Origin of the sequence: Flagellimonas rhodophyticola, from assembly GCF_049332665.1 — a bacterium.
Lineage (GTDB): Bacteria > Bacteroidota > Bacteroidia > Flavobacteriales > Flavobacteriaceae > Flagellimonas.
The window spans coordinates 3,491,682-3,506,159 of sequence record NZ_CP186326.1 but is presented as its reverse complement, the minus strand read 5'-3'; the positions used below and the strand labels follow the sequence as shown (position 1 = coordinate 3,506,159).

The following is a 14,478-nucleotide window of genomic DNA, read 5'->3' as shown; positions in this document are numbered from 1 at the left end:
GCTTATGAAAAAGAATTTACTCCTAGCGATTTTGTTGATTTTTTTGATGGTAATGAACACTGTCCTTCTGTTCTTACTACTGAAAGAACCGGAAAAAAGAAAGGGTCCGCCAAGTACATTTATTTCAAGTCAACTTGGGTTTGATCCGGGCCAACAATCGGAATTCATGGAAATAGACAGGATACACCATTTTAAGATGAGGGAAATTAGTGATCGCTTCCGAAACTTAAAAGAACAGCTTTTTACCGGAATGGACGATGCCGATTTTACAGAAGAAAAAGCGGATTCCATTTCCAATTTAATTGGCGAATTGAGTGCTGCAAAAGAAAAAGAAATCTTCAGTTACTTTAGACAAATTGAAAATATCTGTAATAAAGACCAAAAACTTAAATTGGAAAGTATTGTTAAGCGGGCACTTAGAGGAGGCCCAGGTCCTGGGCCTGGACACGGCCCTCCAGGCCCACCTCCACATTGACAGCCATTCATTCAAACATTATAACACAAGTTTTTTTAAGTAGCTGCATCTAAAAATACATACTGTCAGAAAAACACGAGTTCACACCCTGTGAATAGTGTTGAATGGAACAGATTCCATTTTTTTGATTGGTGATTAGATTTTTTGGTTATGAAAACCCAAGAGCATTAGGTTCTTGGGTTTTCTTTTGAAAAGACGTAACAACAGGGGTGTAGACGACTCGTTTTAAGTGTTTTGGTTGAACATAATGGTATTAACCTTAACTTACTATTGTAATATGAAGTGAAACTTTTCGACCTAAAAACAAATCAACTAACTCCAATACCGCACCAACAATGTCACAAAACCTTATTGAGATTGCCAAAATTTCCAACCTTGAAGAAAAACAACCAGCTTACGCCTTAGTAAAAAATACAGATTTAGTCATTATAAAACACGAAACGGGAATATCTGTTTTATACGGTCGTTGCCATCATCGTGGAGCTCTTTTGGCAGATGGACATGTAGATGGACAAAATCTTATTTGCGGGGTTCATGGATGGGATTATCGATATGATACTGGAATCAGCGAATATAATAATGATGAGCAACTGCATAAATTCCAAGAATATATAGATGGTGATTCGCTTCAAGTCGATGAGAATGAAGTAGCTACTTTTGAAACAGAGCATCCGCAGCCATTTGATAGAGAGGCTTATTTAGGCACTTACGCCGATACCCACCCGGAGGACACCGAACCGTATACAGGTTATATTAAAGAATTGGCCAAAAACGGTTTGAAAAATCTGGGTCATCACGGATTTTCAGCTTCGATGGGCGTAGATAGAAATACGCTGCCCAAATGGAGTGATATTCAATTTTTACCGGCTCAGTTGGCTTCTAGGCCCTTATTGGACCATGAAGAAGTTGCCACTAAGGTGACGATTGGTCCAAAGGCGAAAAAGCCTTTAGTGTTGGACATTCCCCTTTTTGTGAGCGATATGAGTTTTGGTGCCTTATCACGGGAAGCTAAAATTGCGCTTTCCAAAGGTGCGGAAATGGCCGGAACTGGAATATGTTCTGGAGAGGGAGGCATGTTGCCCGATGAACAAAAGAACAACTCCAGATATTTTTACGAATTGGCCTCTGCCCAATTTGGCTTTTCTTGGGATAAGTTGGATAATGTTCAGGCTTTTCATTTTAAAGGCGGCCAAGGGGCCAAAACCGGCACAGGAGGGCACTTGCCCGGAAATAAAGTGAGCAAGGAAATTGCAGAGGTTAGAGGGCTTAACGAGGGCGAAACAGCTATTAGTCCCGCAACTTTTCCAGATTTTCATGGGGTAAAAGATTTTAAATCTTTTGCAGAAAAGGTCAGGGAACGCACGGGTGGCATCCCTATTGGGTTTAAAATTGCAGCAAGTCATATTGAAAAAGATATCCAGTTTGCATTGGATGTTGGGGTAGATTACATCATTTTAGATGGAAGAGGAGGAGGAACCGGTTCCGCACCTACAATTCTTAGAGATAACATAAACGTCCCTACAATTCCGGCACTGGCAAGAGCCAGAAAATATTTGGATAAAGTTGGAGCAAAAGATGTTACGCTGGTCATCACAGGTGGACTCCGGATTGCTGAAGATTTTTCAAAAGCGATGATGATGGGAGCCGATGCAATTGCTGTTTCAAATTCAGCGATACAAGCCATTGGATGTTTAGGAATGCGAGCGTGTGGTACCAACAACTGTCCTGTAGGTATTGCCACTCAAAAAGAAAACTTGCGAAGCAGATTGATTATTGAAGCTTCCGCTAAGCAACTATATAATTTCTTTACAGCAACAAACGACTTGATTAAAGTAGTGGCCCGTTCTTGTGGATACGATGATATATCGAAATTTAACCATGATGACCTCTCTACTTTCAACAAAGAGATGCATGAACTTACAGGAATTGATTATGCGGGAATTAGATAAATCATAACGATGTTTCAAATTTTTACAGGTATAGTCGCACTCTCTTCACTGCTCAGTTTTATCAATAAAAAGCTGTTAAAGCTACCCGATACTATCGGCATAATGTTATTGGCCATCGTCGCTTCTTTGGCTATTGGCGCCTTGGATTTTATTGATCATGAGGCATTTGTGAGCGTTTGTTCGGTCATTGACGAAATTGATTTTAGAACCATCCTTTTCGACTTTCTATTGAGTTTTTTACTTTTTGCGGGCTCGATTCATGTGAATTTGCATCGACTTCTTGAAGAAAAAGGTCCGGTTTTGATCTATGCCTCTATCGGTGTATTGATTTCAACCTTTTTGATTGGCACCCTGTTCTATTATACAGTGGGACTTTTCGGCATGAACGTAGATTATATCTATTGCCTGGTTTTTGGTGCTTTAATCTCACCTACAGACCCCATTGCAGTATTAGCATTGCTCAAAAAAGCTGGAGCTCCAAAGGACATGGAAATAAAAATTGTTGGGGAATCCCTTTTTAATGATGGTGTAGGTATTGTAGTATTCATTTCACTATTGTCCATTGCCACAATGACTGGGGGGCATGGTGTTGAGCCATCACATATATTCTTAGAATTTGCGCAAGAAGCCTTTGGCGGAATTGCTTTAGGGTTCGTATTAGGATTTATAGGTAAACTTTTTCTAAATAGAATATATGAATCCCCAATTATTGCAGTCCACATTTCAATTGCGATTGTCATGGGAGGGCATTGGTTGGCTTCCATGATACATGTTTCAGGGGCCTTGGCCATGGTGGTCATGGGGCTGATGATAGGAGATTATCTTCATAAGTCATGTAAAAGCGAACCACTAAAAGAAAACATGAATATATTTTGGAAGGTCCTAGATGAAATTTTGAATGCCATTCTCTTCGTTCTGATCGGACTGGAAATCGTAAGCCTCAATTTTCATCCCGACTATTTGATAGCTGGTTTGGTGGCAATTCCGATCGTCCTCTTTTCCAGATACATCTCGGTTTTTATATCCAATATATTTTTTAAAAAAGAACATCGAAGCAATAAAAACAAGGTTGCGGTATTGACCTGGGCAGGTTTAAGAGGTGGTATTTCCATAGCATTGGCACTAACATTGCCCGAAGGAGAATTCAGGGAAGCTTTGATATTTGTCACCTATTGTGTAGTGGTGTTCTCCATTATCGTTCAAGGATTAACTATAGATAAGGTGGTGGCAAAAATGCTTAAAAACTAATGAACTAACTAGAAAAACACTAATAATGGCAACCTCAAAGAAAAAAGTTTGGCATAAGGTACTTGATAATAAAAGCGAACTTCCAGAAGGCAGGGTTAAAACGGTTACCGCCGCCCACAAAGGAATTTGTCTAACCCATTTCGAAGGTAAGTTTTCCGCTTTGGACAATAGATGTCCGCATCAAGGTGGACCATTAGGAGAAGGCTCTATCGAGAATGGAATGCTTCGCTGTCCATGGCACGGTTGGGATTTTCATCCCTGTACCGGATTACCTCCTGGTGGGTTTGATGATGGGATTGAGACTTTTGAGGTTAAAGAGGAAAATGACGCTATTTATATAGGGCTTGAAGAAGAACAGCCACACGAAACCACAGTGTCTGATATTATGGCGGAAACCATGGTGAACTGGGGCGTTACCAAGGTCTTTGGAATGGTTGGACATTCTAACTTGGGATTTGCGGATGCCATGAGACGACAGGAGGAAAAAGGAAAATTGAACTTTTATGGGATTCGGCATGAAGGGGCCGCTGCTTTTGCTGCTTCTGCCTACGGAAAGTTAACAGGAAGGCCAGCTGCGTGCTTTTCCATTGCCGGACCGGGTGCTACGAACATGTTCACAGGAATGTGGGATGCAAAAGTAGACCGTGCTCCGTTGCTTGCCCTTACAGGGCAGGTGGCCACTCAGGTGGTCGGAACAGGAAATTTTCAGGAAGTAGATTTGGTTCGGGCTTTTGGGAGCGTTGCCGAGTTTAATCATAGAGTGCAGAGTGATAGCAGACATGGTGAATTAATGTCCTTGGCAGTAAAACATGCCATTTTAAAACGCGATGTTTCTCATTTGACCTTCCCAGATGAAGTACAAGAACGGAAGGCCAAGCCCGGTGCACGCGCAAAGACCTCTGAAAACCGAATCACTTCCATGGAGATAGCGCCTCCAAAAGAAGCGTTGGATGATGCGGTAAAGCTCATCAAAAAATCGAAACGACCAGTAATTATTATGGGTCATGGGGCAAGGGCTCATAAAAAGAGTATCGTAAAATTTGCAGAGAGCCTAAATGCTTGTGTAGTTACCACCTTTAAGGGAAAAGGACTTATTCCAGATAATCACCCTTTGGGTGGTGGAGTTTTGGGTAGGAGTGGAACACCCATTGCTTCCTGGTTTATGAACGAATCGGACTTGCTGATTGTCTTTGGAGCATCTTTCTCCAATCACACTGGAATAACACCTAAAAAACCTATTATTCAGGTTGATTTTGACCCCCTGGCCTTGAGTAAATTCCATCAAGTTGAGGTGGCGGTTTGGGGAGAAATATCCAGGACTTTGGAATTGTTTCAGGGTGAATTGAAAGGCGAAATAAATACCACGGACCAAACTCAAGAAATCGCTGAGCGATGGAAAATATGGCAAGCCGAAAAGGCAAAACGACTTCTGGAAACTTCGGAAAATGGAGTTAGTTCCATAGCAGTTTTCGATGCGATGAATAAACTGGCTCCTGAGGATGCCGTGATGTGTGTTGATGTAGGGAACAATGCATATTCCTTCGGACGTTATTTTGAATCCAAAGAACATGATTTTTTGATGTCAGGATATTTGGGGTCCATTGGCTTTGCCCTTCCTGCTGCAATTGGTGCATGGACGGCCGTCGGAGATTCTAGACCTGTGATCGCAGTGGCTGGAGATGGAGGATTATGCCAGTATTTGGCCGAGATTACCACTTTAGTGAAATACAAAATGCCAGTCAAGCTCATAGTCTTGAATAATCACGAACTGGGTAAGATATCCAAGGAACAGAGAGCAGGGGAGTTTGATGTATGGAAAACTTCCTTGTCTAATCCGAATTTTGCTGAATTTGCGCAATCCTGTGGTGCCTGGGGTAAAAGAATCGAAAATCAAGAAGATTTGGAAACAGGTATGAAAGAACTTTTCGACCAAAAAGGACCTGGGGTCCTAGAGGTAATGACAGATGTAAATCTGATTTAATATGGACACTGTAATCATGGTCTTTTTGATCATTTTAGTCGCCTATTTTAGCCTTGGGCTGCTGTTTGGATTTTATTTTATCTTTTTAGGAGCTTCAAAAGTCGACCCTTTAATGGAGGACAGCAAGAAGAAAGTCAGATTGTTGTTGCTTCCTGGAGTAATCGCAACCTGGCCTTTTTTGATTGGAAAATTGTTTAAATCCAAACCAGCGGACTAATGGATGCAGGTTTACGAAAAAGACATAAATACATTTGGTTGTTCCTAGCGATAGTGATTCCCATTTTATTGATTCTGGTCATAAAAGATTTGGATTTTAGTCAGACTGCAGATACAAATCATACAATAGAAAGTTTGTCAAACCCAATTGATCAAGCAAAGCATAATTTGATGGATGCCGTTGTGATTGAAAAAGATGGCGCTAGAGTTTTAGAGATGAATGTGAAACAGCCACTAAAAAGCGCATCCTCAATAATCCTTTCCTTAAATGACAATCAAGAAATCGGGCAAATAGAAGGAGTGGGAACCTATTCTTTTCCATTAAAAAGCGAAATCCGTGGCATTATCATTAAAGATGTCATCAAAAATCAAGAAATACTAAAACTCGAATTCTAATGGGATTGGATTACAAATTGGTGCTGTGGAACAAACACAAGAAAACCTACGACAAGATTATCGCTCTTTGTATGCTTATTTACTTAGTGGTTTTTGTGGCCTTAACACTGGCGCTGAATCCGGAAACAACGGCAGAAACCATGATTATTAGGGCTTTTGGTTCTCTTGCCATACTAATGCTTCATATTATTTTGGTTATTGGCCCTTTGTGCAGGTTGAATCCCCAATTTCTTCCCATTTTGTATAATCGTCGTCATCTAGGGGTAAGCATGTTTTTGGCAGCTTTGGTGCATGGAGCTTTTTCCATTATTCAGTTTCATACTTTGGGAGATGTAAACCCGATTTATGCCATATTCACCTCGAATATGGATTACGACTCGTTGACCAATTTTCCATTTCAGGTTTTGGGCTTTTTAGCCCTGCTTATTCTATTCTATATGGCTTCGACAAGTCATGATTTCTTTCTAAAAAATTTATCCCCAAAAATTTGGAAAGGATTGCATATGATGGTCTATCTGGCCTATGGACTTATTTTGATGCATGTGTTTTTGGGAGCATTTCAGCAAGAAACGTCCCCGTTTACCATTGGGATAATAATTGTTGGATTTATCACAGTAACCAGCTTGCATTTGATTACTGCCATTAAAGAATCGAAAATTGACAAATTTAATTCCGAAAAGAACTCTGAAGATTGGTTGGAAGTATGCGAGGTCGATGAAATCCCAAATGACCGAGCTAAAATATTTACCGTAGGGAAAGAACGGGTGGCTATTTTTAAATACGAAGGAAAGCTATCAGCCATTCATAATGTATGCAAACATCAAGGTGGACCCCTCGGAGAAGGTAAGATAGTAGATGGATGTGTTACCTGTCCCTGGCATGGCTATCAATATTTGCCTCATAATGGACAATCGCCACCACCTTTTACCGAAAAAGTGACTACTTATGAGTTGCGATTGGATGGACAAAAAGTGTACATCAATCCCAATGGATTTGAAGAAGGAACCGAAGTTCAACCTGTAACCTGTTGAAAATGGAAAAGAAAGATGAATTCTATATCGGTTACGTGGACCATTTGGGGGAAGGAACCAAAAGAACAACCAAACGATTTGTGCTCTTTGCCATAGTTATATTGTTGCTAGGAGCTATTTTGTTCGGATTTTTTCAAAAGGAAGCTGCGAATAGTGCTTTTGATTTTAATGCCCCTACCAAAGTTTCTGGAACCTATCAAGAAGCTCCATATCCCATGCTTCGAGTAAAATTGGGAGAAGATACTTACAAGAATGTGCTTTTACTTGGATTTGGAAAGTTTGGGGCCAATTCTTATTTGGACGACATCAAACAAAATGAAGGGAATTTGAATGGCAAGCATTTAACCATTGAAGGAAATCTAATTTATTATAATGGTAAAACCCTATTGGAAATTGATGATAGCCAAAAAATAAGCTTGACAAATTCAAAAGTCAAGGATTATGTGCTCCCGGAGGTAATGGGCAAACAAAAGTTGACCGGCGAAATTGTGGACCCCAAGTGTTATTTTGGAGTGATGAAGCCTGGCTACGGTAAAATACACCGCAGCTGCGCTGCTCTTTGTATTTCTGGCGGAATTCCCCCTGTGCTGGTCACTTCGGACAATAATGCCTTATCTGAGTACTTTTTATTGACTGATTTGAAAGGAAACCCAATCCATAAAGACATACTTCCCTATATAGGTCAACCTTCGCTGCTTAGTGGTGAGGTGGAAAAAATGGGAGATTGGTATACTATGCGTATCGATGTTTCCCAGATTGAAAAATTGGATAAGAAATCTTCAATATATTAAAATGAAAAAGATTGCAATTGCACTGTTTATGATGTTGGGCTATATCTCGTTTGCCCAATCCATAGACTACAATACCAAAAAAGGATATGCTATTAATGGTTATGATGTGGTAGCTTATTTTGATGGCAATGCCATAAATGGAAGTAAAGAATTCAGTACCCAATATGATGGGGTTAACTTTAAATTTTCATCCCAAGAAAACAAGGACAAGTTTACTGCAAATCCATCTCAGTATATTCCACAATATGGGGGGTATTGCGCTTTTGCGGTTGCAAAATCGGGAAGAAAAGTAAGCGTAAACCCCGAAACCTTTGAAATTAGGGATGGAAAATTATACCTATTCTACAATTCCGGAGGGACTAACACACTTCAACTCTGGACAGACCAATCACCAAAAGACCTTCAAGTTATAGCCGACAAAAATTGGCAAACAATAAAGAATAAGTAGAGTTTCTTAGTTTTTAAAATGAACAAGTACGCAAAGATTGGTTTTTCAGGACTGTTGGTGAGCTTTTTGGGAGCCCTTCCCTTGGGAACATTAAATATTACTGCTTTCGACATAGCTGCGTCGCAGAGCCTAACTTCGGCCATTTGGTTTGCATCGGCAGTGGTATTGGTTGAGCTAATCGTGGTGCGACTCACTTTGTTCGGAAATGAACGACTACAATTCGGAGAGAAGTTGTCCAACTATCTCATCCCTTTTGGGATAGTATTGCTGCTGTATTTGGCAATAATCAGTTTTATGGCCTCTGCTCAAATTTCGGAAATGGGGTCAAAAGTAAACTTGCTACCTCAAATCAACTCGGCATTTATATTGGGGTTTCTATTAAGTGCCTTAAATCCATTGCATATTCCATTTTGGATGACTTGGAACAAAGTACTTGCATCAAAAGGGATACTGGATACCTCTAAAAAATCGTACGCACTTTATATCACAGGTATAGGGATAGGATCTTTAATGGGACTGGGAGTTTTCATTTTTGCTGGTAAATACATTTTTACCAATTACGAGAGCTATGGTATGATTACCAATTTATTGATGGGACTACTGTACCTTGGATTTTCTATCTACCTTATGTTCCTACTGGTTAAAAAACGCCTTAAACTTAAAACACAATAACTGCTATGTTTAAATCTTCAATAGCTACTATTGAGCAATTCAAAGAAATTTTGTTGCAACTTCCTCAAGATTGCTACGCACATTCTTGTGAAGCACTTTTTAACGCAAGTATAGGTCAACACACCAGACATATTATTGAACTCTACCAATGTTTGATTAATGGGTATGACAGCTCTGATGTTTCTTACGATAAACGTGAGCGAAACAAAAGAATAGAACAAGATGTGCATTTTGCCATTTCACAATTGCAATTGATCCAATCTAACTTGGAACGACCCAACAAGACCGTAATGGTAACTTATGACCTTGGTGGTATGGAGACCAATCTGGAATCGAATTACTACCGAGAGGTTATGTACAATTTGGAGCATACCATACATCATCATGCACTGATCAAAGTGGGTATCAACCATTTTACCAGTATTGAGCTTCCAGAATCTTTTGGGGTTGCTCCTTCAACAATGCAACATAGAGAAGCATGTGCACAGTAAGTTTTATTTCAAGAAATAACAGCTATTTCATTACATCAAATCGTGATGAACATATTTCGCGCCCAAATGCGTTTGAGCCCAAGGAGGAAATCATAAACTCAGTCAAGGTGTTGTTTCCAAAAGACCCAAAGGCAGGTGGGACTTGGTTTGCTTTGAATGAGTACGGTATGGTGACGGTATTGCTTAATGGTGCTTTCGAAAGACATGAGTCCACAGGCAATTATTCCAAAAGTAGAGGAGTGGTGCTTTTAGAAGTCATAAGTGCACCCAACCCTATGCTCTTTATTGAGGAAATGGATTTGAACAACATTGAACCCTTTACATTGGTTTTGTTCGATGGTACTAAATTGATTGAGCTTCGTTGGGATGGAAAGCAGAAACATATGAAACCTTTGAACAAAAATGAAGACCATATCTGGTCTTCGGCTACGCTGTATGACGAAGTGGTCATCGAGCAAAGAAGCTCGCTTTTTGCTGATTTTATAGGCAACAACAACACAATAACCGCTTCTGATGTCGTGGATTTTCATTCCAACAACCATGAGGATTATGAGAATGGCTTTATCATTAACCGAGGCACTGGATTAAAAACTTTTAGCGTAACACAAGCGGTTTTAGGTATGGAAGAGTCTGTTTTGAAACATTTCGACCTATTGAATAATAAGAAGCATATAATTCCTTTTTCACCAAATCAGCTTACGTTATGAGTTCTTGGAGGTTAAAATGGCACAAATTAACACATTGGGAGTATTGGCCCCTTTGGGCGATTTATTACCCTTTGTTTCCAGTTTGGTTATACTATTCTATAAAAGCGCGTTCTTTTTTCTTCTTTAATGCTGCCAATCCTTCTATGAAAAATGGGGGCATGGCTATGGAATCTAAAATGGAAATTTATAAGATGATTCCAAAGCAGCATATTCCCCAAACTGTTTTTATTTCAAAGGATGAGCAACCAGAGGTTGCTTTAGAACGTGTATTGAACGCCGGGATAAGTTTTCCCTTTATCGCAAAACCAGATATAGGAATGAAGGCTTTTGGCGTGGACAAAATTCATAATAAGGATGATTTTAAGCATTACTTTTCAAAAACTCCTGAGAACTTTTTATTACAGGAACTAATACCATATGCTAAGGAAGTTGGAATTTTCTATGTTAGAAAGCCGGGGGAAAAGAAAGGTAAAATCACTGGAATAGTTTCCAAAGAATTTCTCTCTGTGACAGGAGATGGGCAAAGTTCCATTTTGCAGCTCATTAAAAAAGACCCGAGGAGCCATTTGCAATTGAAAGTATTGCAGAAAAGATTTGGCTTTAAGCTTAACCAAGTTTTGAATAAAGATGAGGAATTCATCCTGGTACCATTTGGAAGTCATACCCGAGGAGCCAAGTTCGTGGATGATACCCACAGATTGAATGCTGGACTGTTAAAGGTTATCGATGACATTTGTTCGAAAATTGAGGATTTCCACTATGGCCGATTGGATGTCCTACATAATTCCTTAGAAGATCTTTCCAATGGAGAAAACTTCAGCATTATCGAAATTAATGGTGCCGGTGGAGAAGCTACACACATTTACGATCCTAAACATTCCTTGTGGTTCGCATGGAAAGAGATAACCAGACATTGGGGAATGTTGAATGAAATAAGCATCATAAACCATAAAAAAGGGCATACCTATTTAAGCTTTAAAGACGGAAGGGAAATGTTGCGAGCCAACGGTGAGTTGGAAGCCCAGCTAAAAATTATATAACATGAAAATGCGATTTATTTTTCTATGTTTGACGTTGTTTCTATTGGGCAATACAATGTCCCAAGCGCAGGATTCGGATTCATCGCATTATCCCGTATACTTGGGAGTTTCTGTACAGCTGTATCCGGCAGGAATTATTCCAACAATCAATTTGGATCACGCCATAAGTGAAAAATCATCAGTACTTCTAAGATTGGGCGGAAACTTTGTAGACCGCAAAGATTTTAGCGATGTAAACATTACAGAAGAAGGAGAAGGGTTTGGGGGTTCTATCGGCTTTCGAAGACATTTCCCTTCGGGAAAGGGTAAGTTTATTGCAGGTTTGAATCTGGATGTTTGGAGTCTAAATATAAATTGGACGGATATAGATCCTACCGATGCTCCAATTTCCGGAAGTACCTATACGCTGGTACTTCAACCTTGGCTGGAGGGGGGCTACTTTCTTCCCATCAAAAATACGCGTTCGCAAATAGGACTTACTCTAGGATTCGGACGGGAAATCAATGCGATTACCAGTGGAGCGGAAGTGGAACAAGGGTTTATAGGTAGCGTTTCCGTGCAATATCAGTTTGCACTTTAAGAGGTAAAAGCCCTAAAAGCTTCCCCAAAAAATTCAGCTGCCATATTTTCGTTAATATTAGAAGTTCTTAAAACACCTCCTTTAAAACCATCATTTTTCCATTCACCTTGTGATAGATTATCAAATGCTGAAGTGTCAATTCCATCATGACCAATGTATCCACTGATGTAGAAATAGTGCTCACCAATCATACTATCCGGAATGGCCAAACCCATACCAATTGATTTTCCGGAACCATCATCTAAAACGACAAAAGCGCCTGTGTCAAAATGATGGGGCCAAATACGAATATCTGATTCCAAATTTTCCTTTTGCAAAAATGACTTCAGCGCAGTTTGAGATATAATCCGTAATTGCACCAGCTGTTCCAGTTCTTCTGGATTTGGAGATGTGAATCTGAAATTAGCATCTATGGTATAAGGCAGCTCATAGTGTAGATCGTAAGCGTATGGCCTGGCAAGTTCTGCCGCCATTCGCGAAATCCATGCCACGATTTCCGCATGGGATTTCCCATCAAGGTTAAGGGTTTCGCTTTTCTTTTTTGAGGCCCATTCCAGCGAAAAATTATCGTATTGAAAGGCTAAATACGAGTTGGTCGCATCTAAATCCCAGGTACGAAGTGTTCGGTCTTCTTCAAAAAATCCAACATTGGTGTGACTGTCGTCCGATTTTGGGTTTAAAAAGCTTTTACCTGCTGCGGCCAAATATTGGGATGCCAGATGTACTTGAGCTAATGTATCCATACTATAAATGTATGGAATCTTAGTCGTGTCAGTTACAATTGATTACAAAAAGGAATCCAAATTAGGTGGCACTTTGTTGTTTGGTAATGGCATCCATAATGATGGGTGCATGAATCCTGGAATTCTCAATAAACCATTTGTGAGTTTCCATACCTCCACAGATAACCCCTGCCAAAAACAAACCATCAATGTTTGTCTCCATCGTATCTGGATTGTATTGAGGTAGGCGTTTGTCATCCTTGGATAGTTCAATACCCAGTTTTTGCAAGAACTCAAAATTGGGCATATAACCGGTGAGAGCCAGAACAAAGTCGTTTTCCAAGGTTACTTCACCTTCGGGGGTATTGATAATAAGCTCTGTAGGTTTGATTTCCTTAACATTGGAATTGTAATAGGCTTTTATGCTCCCTTCCTCAATACGGTTAATGATATCGGGCCGCACCCAATATTTGACGCGTTGCCCTACTTCGGGTCCTCGAATGATCAAGCTGACCTCTGAACCTTTACGCCAGCATTCCAGCGCGGCATCTATGGCAGAATTGCTCGCTCCGACCACCGCTAATTTTTGACTGGCATAAAAATGTGGGTCTTTGTAATAATGGGAAACCTTAGGTAAATCTTCCCCCGGGACATTAATCTTGTTTGGTAAATCGTAGAATCCGGTGGCTACGATGATATTTTTGGCGGTATACTGGTCTTTGTCAGTTTTTACGGTGAAAGTTTCAGTTTGTTTTTGAACCTCCAATACCTTTTCAAAAAGATGGATGTTTAGTTCATTTGAAGTCACTATTCTACGATAGTATTCCAAGGCCTCGTTACGTTTAGGCTTGGCTTCATTACTGATGAATGGGATATTATCAATTTCCAGTCTTTCCGAAGAAGAGAAAAACTGCATGTTGATGGGATAGTTGAACAAGGAGTTCACTATGGGGCCTTTTTCAACAATTAGATAAGAAAGGCTCCTTTTCTTGGCTTCCAGACCGCAAGCGATTCCAATAGGTCCACCTCCAATGATCAGTACGTCAAATTCTTGCATCAAGCAATGGTTTCTTTTAGATTTTTGATGGTTTCCGTTGGATGCTCGCTTTTGAAAACAAAACTTCCTGCTACCAAAATATCTGCTCCGGCGTCCACCAATTTTTTGGCATTGGTCGCATTTACCCCACCATCAATTTCAATTAGGGTACTGGAATTTTTCCTTTTGATGATATTTTTTAAGTCGGATACTTTTTGATAGGTGTTCTCAATAAAAGATTGGCCTCCAAAACCGGGGTTTACACTCATCAGACAGACCAAATCAATATCTTGAATGGTATCTTCCAACACGGTTACAGAAGTATGCGGATTTAAGGCTACTCCCGCTTTCATCCCTTCAGCTTTGATGGCCTGCAAAGTTCGATGCAAATGTGTACACGCTTCGTAATGGACCGTGAGGTTGTTAGACCCTAAATCTGCAAAAGTTTTGATGTAACGGTCGGGGTCAACAATCATTAAATGGACGTCCAAGGTTTTTTTGGCATGTTCAGCTATGGCTTTTACCACCGGCATTCCAAAGGAAATATTAGGAACAAAAACGCCATCCATAATATCCAAATGAAACCAATCAGCTTCACTTTGGTTAACCATTTCAACATCTCGTTGTAGGTTGGCAAAATCTGCTGCCAATAGGGAAGGAGCTACTAACCGTTTACCCATCATATCTGATTTGAA

At 40.1% G+C, this 14,478-nt stretch carries 17 protein-coding genes; 14 read left to right on the top strand and 3 right to left on the bottom strand.

What is annotated here, in order from left to right:
- The first annotated feature begins 4 nt into the window (after positions 1 to 4).
- The 14 genes from ACOKFG_RS15745 (at position 5) to ACOKFG_RS15680 (ending at position 12,025) form a co-directional block, all read left to right on the top strand.
- Entirely contained in the window at positions 5 to 475 is a 471-nt protein-coding gene (locus tag ACOKFG_RS15745; RefSeq protein ID WP_299486311.1) for a hypothetical protein, read from the top strand.
- A gap of 335 nt (positions 476 to 810) precedes the next feature.
- Positions 811 to 2,424 carry a glutamate synthase-related protein gene (locus ACOKFG_RS15740; protein WP_422861591.1) on the top strand — a complete coding sequence of 538 codons (1,614 nt, stop codon included), beginning with the start codon at positions 811 to 813 and terminating at the stop codon, positions 2,422 to 2,424.
- Positions 2,425 to 2,433: 9 nt separating this feature from the next.
- The gene (locus ACOKFG_RS15735; protein ID WP_422861590.1) at positions 2,434 to 3,672 is read left to right on the top strand and encodes a cation:proton antiporter; all 1,239 of its coding nucleotides are present in this window, start codon (positions 2,434 to 2,436) and stop codon (positions 3,670 to 3,672) included.
- 25 nt (positions 3,673 to 3,697) lie between these two features.
- Positions 3,698 to 5,653, top strand: a complete 1,956-nt coding sequence (locus ACOKFG_RS15730) for a thiamine pyrophosphate-binding protein (protein WP_422861589.1) — start codon at positions 3,698 to 3,700, stop codon at positions 5,651 to 5,653.
- Position 5,654: 1 nt separating this feature from the next.
- Positions 5,655 to 5,870 (top strand): hypothetical protein, encoded by a 216-nt coding sequence (locus tag ACOKFG_RS15725; protein WP_299174686.1) that lies wholly within the window; start codon positions 5,655 to 5,657, stop codon positions 5,868 to 5,870.
- Positions 5,870 to 6,265: a hypothetical protein gene (locus ACOKFG_RS15720; protein WP_422861588.1), complete on the top strand. Its 396-nt coding sequence runs from the start codon at positions 5,870 to 5,872 to the stop codon at positions 6,263 to 6,265. The genes ACOKFG_RS15725 and ACOKFG_RS15720 overlap by 1 nt, the downstream gene beginning before the upstream one ends.
- Positions 6,265 to 7,296 carry a Rieske 2Fe-2S domain-containing protein gene (locus ACOKFG_RS15715; protein ID WP_299174684.1) on the top strand — a complete coding sequence of 344 codons (1,032 nt, stop codon included), beginning with the start codon at positions 6,265 to 6,267 and terminating at the stop codon, positions 7,294 to 7,296. Before ACOKFG_RS15720 ends, ACOKFG_RS15715 begins: the two co-directional genes overlap by 1 nt.
- Positions 7,297 to 7,298: 2 nt before the next feature.
- Complete coding sequence (locus tag ACOKFG_RS15710; RefSeq protein WP_422861587.1) at positions 7,299 to 8,087, top strand: hypothetical protein; 789 nt, start codon at positions 7,299 to 7,301, stop codon at positions 8,085 to 8,087.
- Position 8,088: 1 nt separating this feature from the next.
- Complete coding sequence (locus ACOKFG_RS15705; protein WP_422861586.1) at positions 8,089 to 8,535, top strand: YHS domain-containing (seleno)protein; 447 nt, start codon at positions 8,089 to 8,091, stop codon at positions 8,533 to 8,535.
- Between the two features lie 18 nt (positions 8,536 to 8,553).
- Entirely contained in the window at positions 8,554 to 9,207 is a 654-nt protein-coding gene (locus ACOKFG_RS15700; RefSeq protein ID WP_422861585.1) for a LysE family transporter, read from the top strand.
- A 5-nt stretch (positions 9,208 to 9,212) separates the two neighbouring features.
- Positions 9,213 to 9,698, top strand: coding sequence for a DinB family protein (locus ACOKFG_RS15695; RefSeq protein ID WP_422861584.1), 486 nt, complete (start codon positions 9,213 to 9,215; stop codon positions 9,696 to 9,698).
- Positions 9,686 to 10,405 carry an NRDE family protein gene (locus ACOKFG_RS15690; protein ID WP_422861583.1) on the top strand — a complete coding sequence of 240 codons (720 nt, stop codon included), beginning with the start codon at positions 9,686 to 9,688 and terminating at the stop codon, positions 10,403 to 10,405. Before ACOKFG_RS15695 ends, ACOKFG_RS15690 begins: the two co-directional genes overlap by 13 nt.
- A 158-nt stretch (positions 10,406 to 10,563) precedes the next feature.
- Positions 10,564 to 11,445 carry a D-alanine--D-alanine ligase gene (locus ACOKFG_RS15685; RefSeq protein ID WP_422861582.1) on the top strand — a complete coding sequence of 294 codons (882 nt, stop codon included), beginning with the start codon at positions 10,564 to 10,566 and terminating at the stop codon, positions 11,443 to 11,445.
- Positions 11,446 to 11,500: 55 nt separating this feature from the next.
- Positions 11,501 to 12,025 (top strand): hypothetical protein, encoded by a 525-nt coding sequence (locus tag ACOKFG_RS15680; RefSeq protein WP_422861581.1) that lies wholly within the window; start codon positions 11,501 to 11,503, stop codon positions 12,023 to 12,025.
- On the opposite strand, the gene ACOKFG_RS15675 is transcribed toward ACOKFG_RS15680, so the two are convergent.
- The 3 genes from ACOKFG_RS15675 to rpe form a co-directional block, all read right to left on the bottom strand.
- Entirely contained in the window at positions 12,022 to 12,768 is a 747-nt protein-coding gene (locus ACOKFG_RS15675; protein WP_422861580.1) for a hypothetical protein, read from the bottom strand. The two genes, ACOKFG_RS15680 and ACOKFG_RS15675, sit on opposite strands and share 4 nt — an antisense overlap.
- A gap of 61 nt (positions 12,769 to 12,829) precedes the next feature.
- The gene (locus ACOKFG_RS15670; RefSeq protein WP_422861579.1) at positions 12,830 to 13,804 is read right to left on the bottom strand and encodes a YpdA family putative bacillithiol disulfide reductase; all 975 of its coding nucleotides are present in this window, start codon (positions 13,802 to 13,804) and stop codon (positions 12,830 to 12,832) included.
- On the bottom strand, positions 13,804 to 14,463 hold the full coding sequence (rpe, locus tag ACOKFG_RS15665) for a ribulose-phosphate 3-epimerase (RefSeq protein WP_298791261.1): 660 nt from the start codon (positions 14,461 to 14,463) through the stop codon (positions 13,804 to 13,806). Before rpe ends, ACOKFG_RS15670 begins: the two co-directional genes overlap by 1 nt.
- Positions 14,464 to 14,478: the final 15 nt, after the last annotated feature.

Bases quoted from the DNA above. Each gene is read 5' to 3' on its own strand.
- ACOKFG_RS15745 (WP_299486311.1), top strand. From the start codon at position 5: ATGAAAAAGAATTTACTCCTAGCGATTTTGTTGATTTTTTTGATGGTA.
- ACOKFG_RS15740 (WP_422861591.1), top strand. From the start codon at position 811: ATGTCACAAAACCTTATTGAGATTGCCAAAATTTCCAACCTTGAAGAA.
- ACOKFG_RS15735 (WP_422861590.1), top strand. From the start codon at position 2,434: ATGTTTCAAATTTTTACAGGTATAGTCGCACTCTCTTCACTGCTCAGT.
- ACOKFG_RS15730 (WP_422861589.1), top strand. From the start codon at position 3,698: ATGGCAACCTCAAAGAAAAAAGTTTGGCATAAGGTACTTGATAATAAA.
- ACOKFG_RS15725 (WP_299174686.1), top strand. From the start codon at position 5,655: ATGGACACTGTAATCATGGTCTTTTTGATCATTTTAGTCGCCTATTTT.
- ACOKFG_RS15720 (WP_422861588.1), top strand. From the start codon at position 5,870: ATGGATGCAGGTTTACGAAAAAGACATAAATACATTTGGTTGTTCCTA.
- ACOKFG_RS15715 (WP_299174684.1), top strand. From the start codon at position 6,265: ATGGGATTGGATTACAAATTGGTGCTGTGGAACAAACACAAGAAAACC.
- ACOKFG_RS15710 (WP_422861587.1), top strand. From the start codon at position 7,299: ATGGAAAAGAAAGATGAATTCTATATCGGTTACGTGGACCATTTGGGG.
- ACOKFG_RS15705 (WP_422861586.1), top strand. From the start codon at position 8,089: ATGAAAAAGATTGCAATTGCACTGTTTATGATGTTGGGCTATATCTCG.
- ACOKFG_RS15700 (WP_422861585.1), top strand. From the start codon at position 8,554: ATGAACAAGTACGCAAAGATTGGTTTTTCAGGACTGTTGGTGAGCTTT.
- ACOKFG_RS15695 (WP_422861584.1), top strand. From the start codon at position 9,213: ATGTTTAAATCTTCAATAGCTACTATTGAGCAATTCAAAGAAATTTTG.
- ACOKFG_RS15690 (WP_422861583.1), top strand. From the start codon at position 9,686: ATGTGCACAGTAAGTTTTATTTCAAGAAATAACAGCTATTTCATTACA.
- ACOKFG_RS15685 (WP_422861582.1), top strand. From the start codon at position 10,564: ATGGCTATGGAATCTAAAATGGAAATTTATAAGATGATTCCAAAGCAG.
- ACOKFG_RS15680 (WP_422861581.1), top strand. From the start codon at position 11,501: ATGTCCCAAGCGCAGGATTCGGATTCATCGCATTATCCCGTATACTTG.
- ACOKFG_RS15675 (WP_422861580.1), bottom strand. From the start codon at position 12,768: ATGGATACATTAGCTCAAGTACATCTGGCATCCCAATATTTGGCCGCA.
- ACOKFG_RS15670 (WP_422861579.1), bottom strand. From the start codon at position 13,804: ATGCAAGAATTTGACGTACTGATCATTGGAGGTGGACCTATTGGAATC.
- rpe (WP_298791261.1), bottom strand. From the start codon at position 14,463: ATGGGTAAACGGTTAGTAGCTCCTTCCCTATTGGCAGCAGATTTTGCC.